Consider the following 14,605-nt stretch of genomic DNA (forward strand, 5'->3'; position numbering starts at 1 on the left):
CCTTAGTGTTTCATTCCATTCAGTGCTGAAGGTGTTTAGGGATAGAAAAATGTGGAAGCGGCATGGGCTTGTCGCCCCTTCCTTGACGAAATGCCCTTAGCTGGAGCACGTACGTCAGAATGTGCGCAACGGCGACATAGAGCTGGCTGGGAATGGCTTGCTCGATTGCCGTTGTGTGATAAATGGCGCGCGTAAGCGGGGGAGAATTAATGATTTCTACATTGTTTTCTCTGGCGATGCGTTGAATGTGCATGGCCGTTTCATCGATGCCTTTGGCCACCACAAAAGGCGCGTCAGACATGGAGGTGTCGTATTTCAGGGCAACGGCATAATGCGTTGGGTTAGTGATCACTACGTCTGCATTTGGCACAGCCTTGTTGATACGCCGGCGAGCAAACTGTTGTTGGATTTGGCGAATGCGCTGTTTAACTTCAGGTCGCCCTTCGTTGTTTTTGAATTCTTCTTTGAGTTCTTGTTTGGTCATGCGAAGTCCTTTCACGTGTTCCCACTGTTGATAAGGAATATCGATGACGCCAAACAAAAGCAGGGCAAACCCCATGAGCAACAGACCTTCAAAAAGGATCCCCATGATTTGCACGACACCTTGGCTTAACGGCAGGTTCTGCATGCCCAAGAGTGGCAGCAGGTTGTCGCTCAGAAAGAGGTAAAGAACGGCGGAAATCACAGTGACCTTCAAGGTGGATTTCACCAATTCAACCAAGGAACGGGTTGAAAACATGCGTTTGATGCCCTTGAGCGGGCTGAGTTTGGTGAGATCAGGTAAAACGTTTGCCGGACGAAACATCCAACCGCCAAGGATCAATGAGCTCAGTACCGCGGCGAGAATAATCATGACGAACATCGGCAAGAGAATGTCGATGATGATGCCTAAGCTGTGCCCAACATGCTCAATGCCGCGTAATGGGTCTTCGAGATCTTCTTTGGTCAGTGACATGTTGTAGCGCATCACGCCATTGATTGTCTGCCAGATGTCATCAAGGTTGGCATAGAAGTAAACGCTCACCGCGAGAAAGATAATCGCGGTAGTGAAGTCTTTCGCGCGCGGATCTGTCCTTGGTCTCGTGCCTTTTTAATCTTTTGGGACGAGGGTTTTTCTGTTTTGTCCTGCGAGGATTGCTCACTCATAGCGACCCCGCCATAAAACTGTTCAAGTGACGTAGTGTGTCATGTACCAATTGCGTATATCGGTCTGGCACACCTGTGATGGTGATTAGGGTGCTGAACAGGCCCAATAGCATGGTCATAGGGAAACCTAGTGCATAGACATTGAGAGACGGTGCCGCTCGGTTCATCACACCAAAGCTGATATTGGCAAGTAACATGGAAACGATAGCCGGTAAGGCTAACGCCAATGCGGCTGCAAACATCCAACCGAAGATATTGACGACACCTTGCAGCGAGAGGTGCGAAATCCCAGAGCCAACTGGCCAGACGATGAAGCTTTGAATGAGTACATCGATAACGATGAGATGCCCTTCAAGCGAGAGAAAAAGAAGGGTACAGAAAATCAGAAAGATACGGCCAATGATGGCGTCAGAAGCACCGTTTACGGGGTCGTTCATGATGGCCATCGCCAAGCCCATCTGGAGCGACAGTATTTGCCCTAGCATGGTGAAAACGGCAAAAAAGAGGTGCAAGATTAGGCCAAAGAAAACACCCCATATTGCCTGCTCGAATGCCAGAAAAAGTGAGGTGAAGGAAAACAAATCCACTGCAGGCATGGTAGGCATGAGCGGAGCGGTTATCACGACGATAGACAATGCGAGCAGGCTTCTTACCCATAACGGAATAAGGCCATCACCGAAAAAAGGCATGAAGAGAAAAGCAGCCCCAATACGAAAAAACGGCCACCAAAGTTGACCGAGTATCGCGGAAAGGTCGGCAAAGGTCATCGCCATTATCCAATCATTCCCGGGATGTTTTCGAACAGGTAGGCGAACATTTCCATCAGCTTTCTGAGCATCCAGTGGCCTGCAAATATCACCATCAAGAGCGTCACGATCAAACGAGGTAAAAAGCTCAACGTTTGTTCATTGATTTGCGTTGCCGCTTGAAACACCGCAATTAGCAAACCCACGACCAAACCGGGTACGACGAGTACGCCGACAATCAAAATGATCATCCAGACGGCGTTTGATAAAAGGGAGACGACAAGTTCGGGAGTCATGCGCGTTACTACCCGAAACTTGCCGACAAGGTGCCGACTGTCATTGTCCAGCCATCAGCGAGAACAAAGACAACCAGTTTAAACGGCAACGAAATGATAAGGGGGGAGAGCATCATCATACCCATTGCCATGAGCACACTAGCGACCACCAAATCGATGATCAAAAAAGGAATAAACAACATGAATCCAATTTGAAATGCGGTTTTGAGCTCGCTGATAACGAATGCCGGAAGCACCACTGCGAAGGAAATATCTTCAACGTTTTGGTCTAAAGGCTCGTCAGCAATCCGCAGCATTTGTTCAAGTGCGGTTTGATGTGTCTGCGCCAACATAAAATCACGCACGGGCTTTTCTGCTTTCGAGAAAGCCTGTACTAGCGTGATGTCACCCTTGTCGTAAGGTTTGAATGCGTTGTGGTAAATGTCCGTCCACACCGGACGCATGATTAGCAGTGTCAATGCCAGCGCAATGCCAACCAGTACTCGGTTTGGCGGGCTTTGCTGAAGGCCAAGTGCCTGACGCAAAATGGCCAACACGACGATGATGCGAGTGAAACTGGTCCCCATCAGAATGAAAGCTGGCAGAAAGCTCAGTGCCGTCATCAATAGGAGAATTTGTAGTTTTACGCTGTATTCTTGCTGAGTGTCACCGTCGGTGACCGACAAAATCGTGAGGCCAGATTCCGATGCCAACGCGGGGAAGGCTGAAACAACAGACAATATCAGAAGGGCAGGTACTGCCCATTGCAAGAGACGAGACATGACCATGTGAATTAAACTTATTTACCCATTCCCGCGAGTGCTGAATCGATAACATTGATCAAGCGGAGACCGTACTTTTCGTTCACGATAACGACTTCAGCGTGGCCCATCAGAGACCCGTTCACTTTTACATCCAGCGGTTCACCGTTAAGCTTGTCCAGCTCAATCACCGAGCCTTCTCCGGCTTTCATCAGGTCGCCCAGCGCAATTTCCTTACTGGCAACTTCTAGGGTGACGGTCACAGGGATTTTCTTAAAGAAGCTCAAATCACGCTCAGGAACGGACTTCACCGCTTCGGCGACAGGCGAGTCAAAATCTTCCAGCTGAAAATCATCAAAATTCAGGTCATCGGCGTTGAAAGAAGGTGTTTCAGGCATAGCACTCACGTCAAAATCCTCAGTCGTCGTTCAAAATCAATACAAGTTGGCCGTCTTGCTCAGCCACGCGTCCTGTAAATAGCTGCTCGTTTCCAATGCTGACGGGCACGGTGTTAAGCAACTCAATGGGCAAAATGTCGTTAGGGCTTAGGGACAAAACGTCGCTCAATGGCAGGGTTTTCTTGCTCAACAGCACGTTCAACCTCACGGATGTGGTTGTGAGTTTGTCGTTGAATGCTTCTCCGACATTGGTTGGACGTTCTAGACCAAGCTGCTCAATCAGTGAGTGGATGAGCTTCCCTTCGAGAGTGAGAGAGAAGTGTCCGGTCTTTTGGCCAAATTGGATGGTAAAACGTGCCTGCAGCCCCATGCCGTTTGCAAACTCATAGGGACTGACTGTCCACATTTCCTCTGGCGCAATCCATGCAGTCACCAACTTAGCAATGCGTTCTTGCAGTCGAATATCACTACTGGTCAAGATTGGCTCTGCACGCTCAATCGTCGCACCGTAAAAGCGGTCTGCCAGAGACACCAATAAGTTAGGTTCAATGCTTAGGTAAGCCGTGCCGTTCCCTGAGTGACGCATGGTGGTGACATGACTTTTTTCAACGTTGCCGTTTTGAAAGGTGTGGAGGGCGACGCTATTTAAGGTCACTTCAATCAGACTGCTTTTTAGCCAGCTTTGTAGCGCATTCGACAAGGATAGGCAGGAGGCGTGAATAATCGCTTCAAGGTTATCTCGAACAGTATGGATAGGTTTACCCAGCAGTTCTAAATCGACCGATTGAAACTCTGGTTTAGACGATGGGGCTGTCATTACCATTAACGTAGTTACCACTTAGAATTATACAGACACACAACCGAAATATGGGTGTGGCTTTTATTGAGACTCAGTTTATACAGGGTTTTTATTTTGATTTTAGTGATTGATTTTAACAGTGTGACCTTAGTTCACATGTTCGTTTTATCCTAATTGAAGCACTTTTATAAAAATAAAATAGCAGGTAACTTCCGGTGTGCTATCCAAATGGTGAGTTTTGTTTTAGTGACATTTTTACACCAATAATGTTAATAACTCGCCAAGAATTACTCTAATAATATAAATATTAATAAAGGCAACTAGGGCTTTACCTGGTCGTTTACTAATAAATATCAATTACTTTTAGCTTGCTTAAGTGTCTTGAAGGACAGCATGGTGCTGTGATCTTCATTCCATGAGTGAAAAGTTATTTATCGATTGTAGGACGAATTAGTTGGGTAATATTCTGACTGAAAATATTCGATCGAATCTAAAGGTAATATTGCCTTTATTTTTTCTTTCTCTAGTCGTAAAAGATGTACAGGCAGAAGGGAAAAATGAGATCGTGATTCCAATGGATATCTCTTCTTGGTTTTATCAAGGGGAGTGGTACGAATGTTCTCTTTCCCATGCGGAAACAAAATATGGGAAGTTTTACTTCCGCTCTCTTCCGGGTAATAAGATTAGTTTCGAGATTCAAACCAAAGAAAATAACACTTACCACGGCACAAACCTCTACACGATCAGTCCTCCTTGGAAAAACTTGGCTGAGAAACGTTTTATTTCAGCCTCTGCGGCGAAGAACGGTTCTGGCCACTATGTGTTTTCCCAAGGCATTAAGGAGCTTGTGAACCATGTTGCGAATGGAGAGTGGATTCAGGTCAGTTTCCAGAACCAGCAAGCCCCTGCGTTGAATCTTGTCATTCCCAGCATCAGAGTCCGTGACGCTGTCACGGCGTTTTCCTCATGCACAGCAAAACTGCCAGAAATGGCGTATGAAGATGCACGAACACTTGAGCTGACTTTCGCGCATGGACAGTCAGTGCTGCTCCAAGAACAAAAAAACATTCTTTCTGCCTTTCGCAGCTACGTTGTGCTCGACCCATCTGTCGAGAAAGTACTGATCGATGGTCACACGGATGCCATCGGCAGTCGCGTTGCAAACCTTAAAACGTCCCAAAGCGCGTGCGGATGAAGTTGCCCGTGTTTTGGAATCTATGGGCATTGATAAAGCAATGCTGGAAGTGCGAGCCCACGGAGAAAGATACCCGATTGCCAGCAATGAGAATGCAGAAGGCAGACAAAAAAATCGACGCGTCACACTAAGGCTGGTGATGGACACCGACCGTGTGACGAGCGAAGCAGACAAAGCAAACACAACAAAAACAACAACCAACGAAACGGCAAAGGTTCAAAAATGAAGAAAACGGACATTCTGTTGGTAGAGCCAAACGAACACGTTGCGCTATCTGTCATTGATGTGCTGAAAGAAGCAGGATACAGCGTAAAACATGCGCGCACGGGACGCAGTGCTTTATTGGGAGAATCAGCGACGATTTCGTTGGTCAGTTCTAACCTGCCTGACATGAGTGTTCGCGACTGGGTGGCATGTCACCAAAGACAAGATACCAAAGGGGTCGCGATTGCGATTGTTGAGCAAGATGAGGCGTTCTTGCGGCGGACACCATGAAAGCAGGTGCCACAGATTACCTGTTAAAGCCTTTCGAGCCGAACCAACTGCTGAATCTATTGCAACGTGTTGAGGCTTTGGGACGTCCGATGGCAAACATCGTTGCTGAATCCTGGCGAAGCAAGCAGGTTTTACAGTTAGCGCATCGCGCAGCGTGCACGAGCGCGAGTGTGCTGATCACGGGTGAGTCAGGCACGGGCAAAGAAGTGCTGGCACGATATGTCCATGAGCACTCCTCCCGTAAACATGGTCCTTTCATCGCTGTTAACTGTGCGGCAATCCCAGAATCAATGCTAGAAGCAGTGTTGTTCGGTCACGTAAAAGGTGCGTTTACAGGCGCGCTGCAATCACAAAGTGGTAAGTTTGAAGAAGCCAACGGCGGTACGATTTTACTCGATGAAATCGGTGAAATGTCGCCAGCGGTTCAAGCCAAACTATTGCGTGTTCTTCAAGAGCGAGAGGTTGAACGCGTAGGTAGCCACAAAGCGATTCAGCTCGATATCCGCGTTATCGCCGCCACCAACAAAGACCTTCGCTTGGAAGTGCAGAAAGGGACGTTCCGAGAGGACCTCTACTACCGTCTCGATGTGTTGCCATTGCATTGGCCTCCTTTGCGCGAGCGTCAGGAGGACATTCTCCCTATTGCCCGATTCTTCATTGAAAAATACCAAGACGGCAGCAAATGCCACCTAGCCTCTGATGCCCTTTCTGCGCTCAGCCAATACGAGTGGCCGGGAAATATCCGAGAGCTCGAAAACGTGATTCAACGTGCTTTGGTAATGCGCCATGGTGACTTTGTGACAGCGCAAGACTTGATGTTGCCTGAAGGCGCTGGATGTTCAGTCCAACCCTTGCATCGCACTGAGCACTTGGGTCATGTGGAAGCGAAAAAGCATGCGGAATTCCAATTCATTTTGGAAAAGCTGCGTCAGTTTGGTGGCAACCGCACTAAAACGGCAGATGCGCTAGGCGTCACTACTCGAGCATTGCGCTACAAGTTGGCGGCAATGCGTGAACAAGGAATTGATCTTCAGTCGGCACTGGGTTCGGCTGCGTAAACGAGGTGAAACATGGCAAATAACTCTATAACCAATGCGATGAATGCCGAGCAGCTCATGTTGTCGAAGATGGACATGATGAAACAGCATGTTCAACCTGATTTCGTGGTATCGGCAAACCCGCTCGATCGAGTCGAGATGACCAACAACGCGCCACTTTCTTTTTCCCAAGCTGTCTCGAATGTCTTGGATGCGGTTAACGCACACCAATCAGATGCGAGCAAAAAAATGACTGCGGTTGAGTTGGGGCAAAGTGATGATTTGGTCGGTGCCATGGTGGCCAGCCAAAAAGCGAGTTTGTCGTTCAATGCCTTGATGCAAGTGCGTAACAAGGTGGTGAGCTCAATTGACGAAATCATGAAGATGCCGGTGTAATACATGTCTGAAATTTCAACACAAATAGCAACGTCCCCAACATCTGTTCCGTCTTCTTCGCAATTCTCTTCCGCAAAAGCAGATAACGAGTGGGTTAAGAAAGCCAAGAACCTCTGGTCTAGCAGTCAACGCAATCTCGTGCTCTCAGCGGTCATGGCAGCCATCGTAGCCGCCATCATTGTGGTTGCGTTATGGAGCTCGTCTCAGACTTTCCGACCTCTGTATTCTCAGCAAGAACGTTTCGACATTGGCGAGATTGTGTCTGTGTTGGAAACAGAAGGGATCAGCTACCGATTGCAAGAGCAGAACGGACAAGTGCTCGTGCCAGAAGGCGAGGTGGCGCGCATTCGTATGCTGCTGGCTGCCAAAGGGGTAAAAGCCAAACTGCCAACGGGTCTCGATTCATTGAAAGAAGACAGCTCACTGGGTACGAGCCAGTTCATGGAAACGGCGCGCTACAGACACGGTCTAGAAGGGGAGTTAGTCCGCACTATCATTTCGCTGAACGCTGTATCAAATGCACGCGTCCACTTAGCGATTCCTCGTCAAACCTTGTTTGTTCGTCAGAATGCCGAAAACCCTTCTGCGTCAGTGATGCTGGAAATCAAACCGGGAGAAGATCTGAAACCTGAACAGGTTGAAGCCATCATCAACTTGGTCGTCGGCAGCGTAACGGGAATGAAGGCTGAGTTTGTGTCTGTGATTGACCAATTTGGTCGATTGCTGAGCGCAGACGTTGCCTCGGCAGAAGCTGGGAAAGTGAATGCAAAATACTTGGAGTATCAAAAAAGTGTTGAGAAACAGGTAATCCAACGTGCCTCTGACATGCTGACGCCGATTGTGGGTCCTGCGAATTTCCGTGTGCAGGTCGCGGCAGACATGAACTTCAGCCAAGTTGAGGAAACGCAAGAAATCCTCGATACCTCGCCTGTGGTGCGTAACGAACACACTATTCAGAACAACTCTATCGACCAAATTGCGTTGGGTATGCCGGGCTCGCTGAGCAATCAACCGCCAGTGACAGGTGAAGTACCAACCGAAGACAGTACCAACACCAATGCGCGTTCTGAAATCAATCGCCAATATGCAGTAGGCAGCAGCATTCGTCGTACGCAATACCAACAAGGACAGGTCGAAAAACTGAGCGTTTCAGTGCTATTAAACTCGGCGGTTGCTCCCAACGGCACTGCATGGACAGACGAAGAGCGCATCCAAATATCGACCATGTTGTCTGACGCGGTGGGTATTTCTGCCGCGCGTGGTGACAGCATTAGCCTGATGAGCTTTAACTTTACGCCAATCGAGATCGATGCGCCTGCAGCATTGCCTTGGTGGCAAGATTCGGCAATTCAACAACCTCTTCGCTACGTGATTGGCGGCATGCTAGGCATGGCGATGATTTTCTTCGTCTTGCGCCCTCTCATCATGCACCTCACGGGCTCTGACCGACGCAACAAAGAGTTGGAGTTTGCCGATGCGCCGGAAGACATCACTTACGAAAATCTGCAAACACGTGAAGAACGTGAGAGAGAAGAAGCGATTAACCGTCGTCTTTCAGAAAAAGGTATCGCTGTGAGCTCTGGCTTGGATGTGGGCAATGAAATGCTGCCACCTCCGGGTTCACCGTTGGAAATTCAACTGAAGCACCTTCAATTGATTGCAAATGAAGAACCAGCGCGCGTTGCTGAAATATTGAAACAATGGGTAAATGTGAATGAACACAGCACAGTCAAAGCAGAAACAACAGCTTAATCACGTCGAGCGCACCGCACTGGTGTTGCTTGGCATGGGTGAGGATGCGGCGGCGAAGGTGCTTCAACACTTTAGCCGAGAAGAAACGCAGCGAGTGACACGCGCTATGGCGCATCTGTCGGGCATTCAAAGTGACAGTGCGAAAACCATCATTCAACAGTTTTTCGAAGACTTTCGTCTGCACAGTGGTATTCGCGGTGCATCAAAAGAATACCTGTCGAATACGCTACGTAAAGCTCTGGGTAACGACTTGGCGAAAGCCTACTGAACAACTTGTACGGCGATGAAATTCGAAACAACATGCAGCGATTGCAGTGGGTCGAATCTGAAGTACTGGCGCGTTTCATTGCGAATGAACACCCACAAATGCAGGCCATTTTTCTCGCTACTTGCCTGCCGATAGCTCCTCGGCAGTGTTAAAGCATCTGCCAGTGGACTATCACGATGAACTGCTTTATCGCATTGCGAGATTGCAAGATATCGACCATCAGGTTGTGCATGATTTAAATGACTTGATTGAACGCTGTATCGCTCAAGTGTCCGTGACTCAGGCAGCACCGCTGTCCGGTATTAAGCAAGTGGCTGACATCATCAACCGCTTTGAAGGCGACCGTGCAACACTGATGGAAATGTTGAAGCTTCATGATGAATCCGTGGCGAATGAAATTGAGCAGAATATGTTCGACTTCATGGTGCTTGGCCGTCAGAGTGAAGAAACACTCGACAAAATGGTGCAGCAAATTCCAATTGAGCTTTGGAGTATTGCGCTTAAAGGTGCCGAAATCACGCTTCAACAGGCGATCAAACGTTCTATGCCACAACGCATGGCGAAGGCGTTGGAAGACGACATGCAGGCGAGAGGGCCTGTGCCTCTGAGCCGTGTTGAAACGGCACGTCAAGAAATCATGGATGTGGTTCGTGGCCTAAGCGAAGCCGGTGAAATTGAGCTGATGTTGTATCAAGAAGTCACGGTGGAGTAAGGCATGACCAATAAATTCATGAAAGTGCCCCCAAGTGGCTATCGTGTGCATCGCTTTCCTCCTTTGGCGAAACCTTTGGTTGCTGCACCTTCTGAACTGGGCATGGATGCAGGTTGGCAAGATGCGCAGTTGGATATTCAGCAGCAACTAGAAGCGGGATTCCAACAAGGGCTTGAACAAGGTCATCAAGAAGGTTTCCGTCAAGGTGTTGAACAGGGTAAGCAGCATGGCTTTTCAGAAGGCCAAAATGAAGGATTTCAAAAAGGTTTAGTTACTGGTGAGCACGCTGGCAAACAGGCTTTCATCGAGGCTATTACGCCAGTCAATGAATTGTTCCACCGCCTTTCCGAGTGGCAAACAGAACGCGAACAGCAGCAACGCCATATGATTTGCGAGTTAGTACAAAAGGTCGCGCAACAGGTGATCCGCGCCGAACTGACCTTGATGCCACAGCAAATACTGACACTGGTGGACGAAACACTAGAGTCTTTGCCAGGCAAGTCGGAGAAAGTGACGGTGCATCTCAACCCTCAGGATCTAGAACGTATCACCAATATCAATCGTGATTTACCGTCTAACTGGAAACTGGTGGCCAACACTGAGTTGCCAGTCGGTGGTGTGCATCTTGTGACAGAAGATGCAGAAGCGGATGCCAGTTGCGATTCAAGGCTGCAAGCTTGCATGGATAACGTAAAGCAACACCTGCTGGAAGAAGTCAACGTGCACCCTGAATTAGAAGAGGTGGTGAGTGAGTAAGGCACTGGCTCACGAACTGTTGTCAGAGCGAATGAGTGAAGCGATTGCTTCACTCGATTCTGTGCCTATTGCTCGTGTGACAGGCCGCCTGATCAAAGTGAATGGCCTCATGCTGCAAGCGGTAGGGTGTCGATTCAAGCTGGAGCAGCGTTGCCTCGTAGAAACTGCCGAAGGTGACATGATTGAAGCGCAGGTTGTGGGTTTTGAGCACAATGTGGCTTTCTTGATGCCAATTCGCCGTCTTGGTGGCCTTTTTGCCGGTGCGAAGGTGATTCCGTTGGAGGGCGACAGCACGGTTCAAATCAGCAGCCAGTGGCTTGGCCGTGTGCTAAATGGCCAGGGAGAAGCCATCGACGATGGTCCAGAAATAAAAGGCGGTGAGCGAGTATCGCTTGAGCCAAAATCGATCAACCCGCTAAAACGTCGTCCTGTCGATTCCCCGTTGGATGTTGGTGTCCGTGCCATTAACGGATTGCTAACTATCGGCAAAGGGCAACGGATTGGTTTGATGGCGGGCAGTGGTGTTGGCAAGAGCGTCTTGATGGGCATGATCACCAAAAACACGGAAGCGGATGTGATTGTGGTGGGGCTCATCGGTGAGCGTGGACGAGAAGTGCGCGAATTCATCGAGCGAAACCTGACACCAGACGCGAGAAAGAAAGCGATCGTTATTGCGGCACCTGCCGATGAATCGCCGCTTATGCGTCTTCGTGCCACGTTGCTTTGTCACCGAGCTGCTGAGTACTTCCGGGACCAAGGTAAAGATGTACTAATGCTGATGGACTCATTGACGCGTTACGCGATGGCACAGCGAGAAATTGCATTGTCATTGGGCGAGCGCCTGCATCTCGTGGTTATCCGCCGTCGGTATTCTGCCTGTTACCCCAGTTATTGGAAAGAGCGGGAAATGGTGAAAACCAAGAAGGGAGCTTGACGGCTATCTACACAGTATTGGCTGAAGGTGATGATCAGCAAGATCCGGTTGTGGACTCTGCACGGGCGATTCTCGATGGGCATGTGGTTTTATCGCGTCAGCTCGCAGAGCAAGGGCACTTTCCTGCAATAGACATTAACGCGTCGATCAGTCGCTGTATGTCAGCATGTACCCAAGCTCTCACACTACTATTGCCAATCAGTTTCGCGCCATGGTTTCAAACTATCTGCAAGTGAAAGAGCTTCTGCCATTAGGCGGATATCAGCCGGGGCAGGATCCCGAACTCGACAGAGCTGTTTCCTTGTATCCCCTTCTGAAAAACTATTTGGTCCAAGCCGTGGACGAACAATCTGACTATGTCACCAGCCTGACATCACTTGCACAGCTTTTTCAATCGCCACAATAAGGACAGAGCATGGATGCCAAACTAAAAGCATGTGGAAAGCTGCAAAAAGTTGAAGAGAAACGAAGAGATACGGTCGGCGTCCAGTTAGCCTCCATGCGACAACGTCATGCGCACATCGAGAGTAAATTGGACCAGCTGGGTGAACTGAAAAACCAAGCTGGTGCGGCAGCGACGAGTGGCCCATCTCTTAACAGCGCGTCTTTGATGAACCTTACTCATGTCGACATCATGCTGCAGAAAATGTTGACGCACTGCGAACAAGAACAGGCAGTGCTACAAGCCCAATGTAATGCTGTACATAAAGAGTTGGAGCATCGCCATGCGCGTGTGCTTGGCCTTGAGAAAGCGATGGAGCGTTGGACGCTTCGTCAACGCTATGAACAAGCAAAACGCGAACAACGACAGCTTGAAGAGTTAATTAACGCGAGGGTGAAAAGGCGAAGGCTGGGCAGGCTGTAGAGAGTATTCAATGCTGAATTGTTGCTATCTTGTTGGCATTTTAAAGCATCAATAAATCCCTCTTGTAAATGGCTTAAACGCAAGCTGATCCTCGACTGAATTAACCTGATTTATCTCACAATATCCATGTTAAAACCGTGCAAGCAATGAAATAATACGGCCGCTAATCTTCTATCTACTCATTTTTGCTGGTGCTGCATGTTGTCGGAAAGACGCGCGTCTTTAATTTTGCTTGTTGTAACAATTCTCGCTGCCTGGGGTTGGATTTTTTCTAAAGAAGCCATTCAAGGACTACCGCCATTTGGCTTTGTAGGACTACGCTTCCTAGTGGCATCGCTATGTCTGCTACCTTTCTGTTTTTCAAAGATAAAAAAGGTCGATAAAGGCGATTTGATACGTGCGTCGGGCGTGGGCAGTCTGCTTTCTTGTGCGTTGCTATTTTGGATTTACGCCATGTCAGTGAGCACCTCGCTCGGCGAGGGGGCGTTCATCATGAGTCTGTCCATGCTGATCGTGCCACTGGTGGCTTGGGTACTGTTCAAACAGGCACCACAGCGTATCTTTTGGATATCAATGCCGATTGCTGTATGTGGTCTTGCCATGCTGTCTTTAGGCGGCGTTGGCTGGCAGTTGTCGCCTAGCCAAATTTGGTTCTTGTTGGCTGCGGTTTTCTTGGCATTGCATTTCAATGTGAACAGCCGGTATGCGCAGCGTATTCCAGCACTCGTTTTGACTTGTGTACAGCTTTTCTCTGTAGGCGTGATTGCCTCCATTGCGTCGCTGCTCAAGGAAACGTGGCCAGCGTCTATCCCGATGGAAATTTGGGTATGGTTCGCGTTGAGTGTACTGGTAGCGACAAGTTTGCGTTATTTGATGCAGACGTTGGGGCAGAAAGGTGCAAGCCCTGCCAATGCGGCAATCATCATGATTTTGGAACCAGTTTGGACGGTTGTACTCAGTGTGGTTTGGTATCACGAAGCCATGCCAGCCCATAAAATCATGGGATGCGCACTGATTCTGGCTTCGCTTCTGATTTACCGTGGCGCGCAACCGCTAAGAATGTGGTTGAGGAAAAAGGCACACCGCTAAGAAATCATGCTAGAAAAGCAGAGCAACGGCTCTGCTTTTTTTATTGTGCGGTTTCGCCTTTCTCGCTTGCCTGCAACAGCAAACAAACAGAAATCAACGCCATGCCTAACCAACCTATTGGCGATATCAATTCACCTACCACCACTATGGCTAGTACGGCAGCAACAACAGGCTCAAACAGGGTGAGCAATGTGGCTTTACTGGCGTTAACAAACTTCAGACCGAAGCCAAATGCGACGTACCCAAGAAACATAGGTACGAGAGCCATGTAGGTGACGACAAGGGTATTCTCCATGGTTGAGAACAGGTTGTTGCCGGTGAAATAAAGGCTTGGCAGCAAGATACACGCGCCAAGGAGGAAAATGGCACCCATGGCCGATTTTGACTCGACACCTTGGTTGATGAATTGTTTCGCCACCCATGCGTAGAGTGTGTAAGTTAAGCCTGCAACCAGTCCCAATATCACACCCAGAATAAGTTGGTCATTTTCAGCTGCTCCTTTGCTATGCGCGGTTTCGGCAAGCGTAAGCATGATGATGCCAGCGGTACCTGCCACGGCACTGATCAGCCAGCGAGTGGAGAGTGTTTGCTTTCGTCCAAATATTTGCTCAATGAGCACTGCAAAAAAGGGCGCACTTGCAATAGAGATGACAGTGCCCACTGCAACCCCTGCCATTCGCATCGACGAATAAAACGCGAGGGGATATATCGCCAAAGAGACGGCACCTACTGCTAATAGTAGTGGGCTGTTTTTCAGTACATACCAATCGGATTTGATGGCGTTTCGGTACATGACACCAAGAAGCAAGCCAGCAACACCCATCGCAAAGGCACCAACAGCCAACGGGCTTACCTGTGGCGCGAAGCTAGCAACCGTGCCCGTTGTTCCCCATAAAACAGAAGAGAAGAGAATCGCCAAGCTACCTTGTAGCATGGTGTCCATGGATAAAAGGGCTGCTCTCATGTCGTTTGTGTCCTGCC

Annotated in this window: 13 protein-coding genes and 4 pseudogenes; 10 read left to right on the forward strand and 7 right to left on the reverse strand. The window is 48.9% G+C overall.

All coding sequences use genetic code 11. From position 1 onward, the window contains the following. Window positions 1-19: 19 nt before the first annotated feature. From flhB to ATN88_RS15635, 6 genes and pseudogenes are all read right to left on the reverse strand, one after another. A pseudogene (gene flhB / locus ATN88_RS15610) lies at window positions 20-1,146 on the reverse strand (flagellar biosynthesis protein FlhB). Then, the gene (gene fliR / locus ATN88_RS15615) at window positions 1,143-1,919 is read right to left on the reverse strand and encodes a flagellar biosynthetic protein FliR (RefSeq protein WP_067417860.1); all 777 of its coding nucleotides are present in this window, start codon (window positions 1,917-1,919) and stop codon (window positions 1,143-1,145) included. The pseudogene flhB and the gene fliR overlap by 4 nt, the downstream one beginning before the upstream one ends. Continuing rightward, complete coding sequence (fliQ, locus tag ATN88_RS15620) at window positions 1,919-2,188, reverse strand: flagellar biosynthesis protein FliQ (RefSeq protein WP_067417863.1); 270 nt, start codon at window positions 2,186-2,188, stop codon at window positions 1,919-1,921. The genes fliR and fliQ overlap by 1 nt, the downstream gene beginning before the upstream one ends. 8 nt (window positions 2,189-2,196) lie before the next feature. Next, window positions 2,197-2,955 (reverse strand): flagellar type III secretion system pore protein FliP, encoded by a 759-nt coding sequence (fliP, locus tag ATN88_RS15625; protein ID WP_067417866.1) that lies wholly within the window; start codon window positions 2,953-2,955, stop codon window positions 2,197-2,199. 11 nt (window positions 2,956-2,966) lie between these two features. Next, a complete protein-coding gene (fliN, locus tag ATN88_RS15630; RefSeq protein ID WP_198158393.1) occupies window positions 2,967-3,326 on the reverse strand; it encodes a flagellar motor switch protein FliN in 360 nt (119 codons plus the stop codon). Window positions 3,327-3,345: 19 nt separating this feature from the next. After that, complete coding sequence (locus tag ATN88_RS15635) at window positions 3,346-4,149, reverse strand: FliM/FliN family flagellar motor switch protein (protein ID WP_067417872.1); 804 nt, start codon at window positions 4,147-4,149, stop codon at window positions 3,346-3,348. A 550-nt stretch (window positions 4,150-4,699) separates the two neighbouring features. On the opposite strand from ATN88_RS15635, the gene ATN88_RS15640 reads away from it, so the two are divergent. The 10 genes and pseudogenes from ATN88_RS15640 (at window position 4,700) to ATN88_RS15685 (ending at window position 13,624) form a co-directional block, all read left to right on the forward strand. Continuing rightward, entirely contained in the window at window positions 4,700-5,320 is a 621-nt protein-coding gene (locus ATN88_RS15640; RefSeq protein ID WP_067417875.1) for a hypothetical protein, read from the forward strand. After that, complete coding sequence (locus ATN88_RS15645; protein ID WP_198158391.1) at window positions 5,265-5,546, forward strand: OmpA family protein; 282 nt, start codon at window positions 5,265-5,267, stop codon at window positions 5,544-5,546. The genes ATN88_RS15640 and ATN88_RS15645 overlap by 56 nt, the downstream gene beginning before the upstream one ends. Next, window positions 5,543-6,873 (forward strand): annotated as a pseudogene (locus ATN88_RS15650) (sigma-54-dependent transcriptional regulator). The gene ATN88_RS15645 and the pseudogene ATN88_RS15650 overlap by 4 nt, the downstream one beginning before the upstream one ends. Before the next feature lie 12 nt (window positions 6,874-6,885). Further along, entirely contained in the window at window positions 6,886-7,248 is a 363-nt protein-coding gene (locus ATN88_RS15655) for a flagellar hook-basal body complex protein FliE (protein ID WP_067417881.1), read from the forward strand. 3 nt (window positions 7,249-7,251) lie between these two features. After that, a complete protein-coding gene (gene fliF / locus ATN88_RS15660) occupies window positions 7,252-9,000 on the forward strand; it encodes a flagellar basal-body MS-ring/collar protein FliF (protein ID WP_067417884.1) in 1,749 nt (582 codons plus the stop codon). Continuing rightward, window positions 8,963-9,980: pseudogene (locus ATN88_RS15665) on the forward strand (flagellar motor switch protein FliG). The gene fliF and the pseudogene ATN88_RS15665 overlap by 38 nt, the downstream one beginning before the upstream one ends. A gap of 18 nt (window positions 9,981-9,998) precedes the next feature. Further along, on the forward strand, window positions 9,999-10,736 hold the full coding sequence (gene fliH / locus ATN88_RS15670; protein ID WP_067418052.1) for a flagellar assembly protein FliH: 738 nt from the start codon (window positions 9,999-10,001) through the stop codon (window positions 10,734-10,736). Beyond that, window positions 10,729-12,076 (forward strand): annotated as a pseudogene (locus tag ATN88_RS15675) (FliI/YscN family ATPase). The gene fliH and the pseudogene ATN88_RS15675 overlap by 8 nt, the downstream one beginning before the upstream one ends. Window positions 12,077-12,085: 9 nt before the next feature. Continuing rightward, window positions 12,086-12,535 carry a flagellar export protein FliJ gene (fliJ, locus tag ATN88_RS15680; protein ID WP_067417887.1) on the forward strand — a complete coding sequence of 150 codons (450 nt, stop codon included), beginning with the start codon at window positions 12,086-12,088 and terminating at the stop codon, window positions 12,533-12,535. A gap of 198 nt (window positions 12,536-12,733) precedes the next feature. Continuing rightward, window positions 12,734-13,624, forward strand: coding sequence for a DMT family transporter (locus ATN88_RS15685; protein ID WP_067417890.1), 891 nt, complete (start codon window positions 12,734-12,736; stop codon window positions 13,622-13,624). A gap of 40 nt (window positions 13,625-13,664) precedes the next feature. On the opposite strand, the gene ATN88_RS15690 is transcribed toward ATN88_RS15685, so the two are convergent. Next, a complete protein-coding gene (locus tag ATN88_RS15690; RefSeq protein WP_067417893.1) occupies window positions 13,665-14,588 on the reverse strand; it encodes a DMT family transporter in 924 nt (307 codons plus the stop codon). Between the last annotated feature and the right edge of the window lie 17 nt (window positions 14,589-14,605).

This window comes from Enterovibrio coralii, assembly GCF_001559595.1.
Lineage (GTDB): Bacteria > Pseudomonadota > Gammaproteobacteria > Enterobacterales > Vibrionaceae > Enterovibrio > Enterovibrio coralii.

Bases quoted from the DNA above. Each gene is read 5' to 3' on its own strand.
- ATN88_RS15690 (WP_067417893.1), bottom strand. From the start codon at position 14,588: ATGAGAGCAGCCCTTTTATCCATGGACACCATGCTACAAGGTAGCTTG.
- fliF (WP_067417884.1), top strand. From the start codon at position 7,252: ATGTCTGAAATTTCAACACAAATAGCAACGTCCCCAACATCTGTTCCG.
- ATN88_RS15685 (WP_067417890.1), top strand. From the start codon at position 12,734: ATGTTGTCGGAAAGACGCGCGTCTTTAATTTTGCTTGTTGTAACAATT.
- fliJ (WP_067417887.1), top strand. From the start codon at position 12,086: ATGGATGCCAAACTAAAAGCATGTGGAAAGCTGCAAAAAGTTGAAGAG.
- fliR (WP_067417860.1), bottom strand. From the start codon at position 1,919: ATGGCGATGACCTTTGCCGACCTTTCCGCGATACTCGGTCAACTTTGG.
- fliH (WP_067418052.1), top strand. From the start codon at position 9,999: ATGAAAGTGCCCCCAAGTGGCTATCGTGTGCATCGCTTTCCTCCTTTG.
- fliN (WP_198158393.1), bottom strand. From the start codon at position 3,326: ATGCCTGAAACACCTTCTTTCAACGCCGATGACCTGAATTTTGATGAT.
- fliP (WP_067417866.1), bottom strand. From the start codon at position 2,955: ATGGTCATGTCTCGTCTCTTGCAATGGGCAGTACCTGCCCTTCTGATA.
- ATN88_RS15645 (WP_198158391.1), top strand. From the start codon at position 5,265: ATGCCATCGGCAGTCGCGTTGCAAACCTTAAAACGTCCCAAAGCGCGT.
- fliQ (WP_067417863.1), bottom strand. From the start codon at position 2,188: ATGACTCCCGAACTTGTCGTCTCCCTTTTATCAAACGCCGTCTGGATG.
- ATN88_RS15635 (WP_067417872.1), bottom strand. From the start codon at position 4,149: ATGGTAATGACAGCCCCATCGTCTAAACCAGAGTTTCAATCGGTCGAT.
- ATN88_RS15655 (WP_067417881.1), top strand. From the start codon at position 6,886: ATGGCAAATAACTCTATAACCAATGCGATGAATGCCGAGCAGCTCATG.
- ATN88_RS15640 (WP_067417875.1), top strand. From the start codon at position 4,700: ATGGATATCTCTTCTTGGTTTTATCAAGGGGAGTGGTACGAATGTTCT.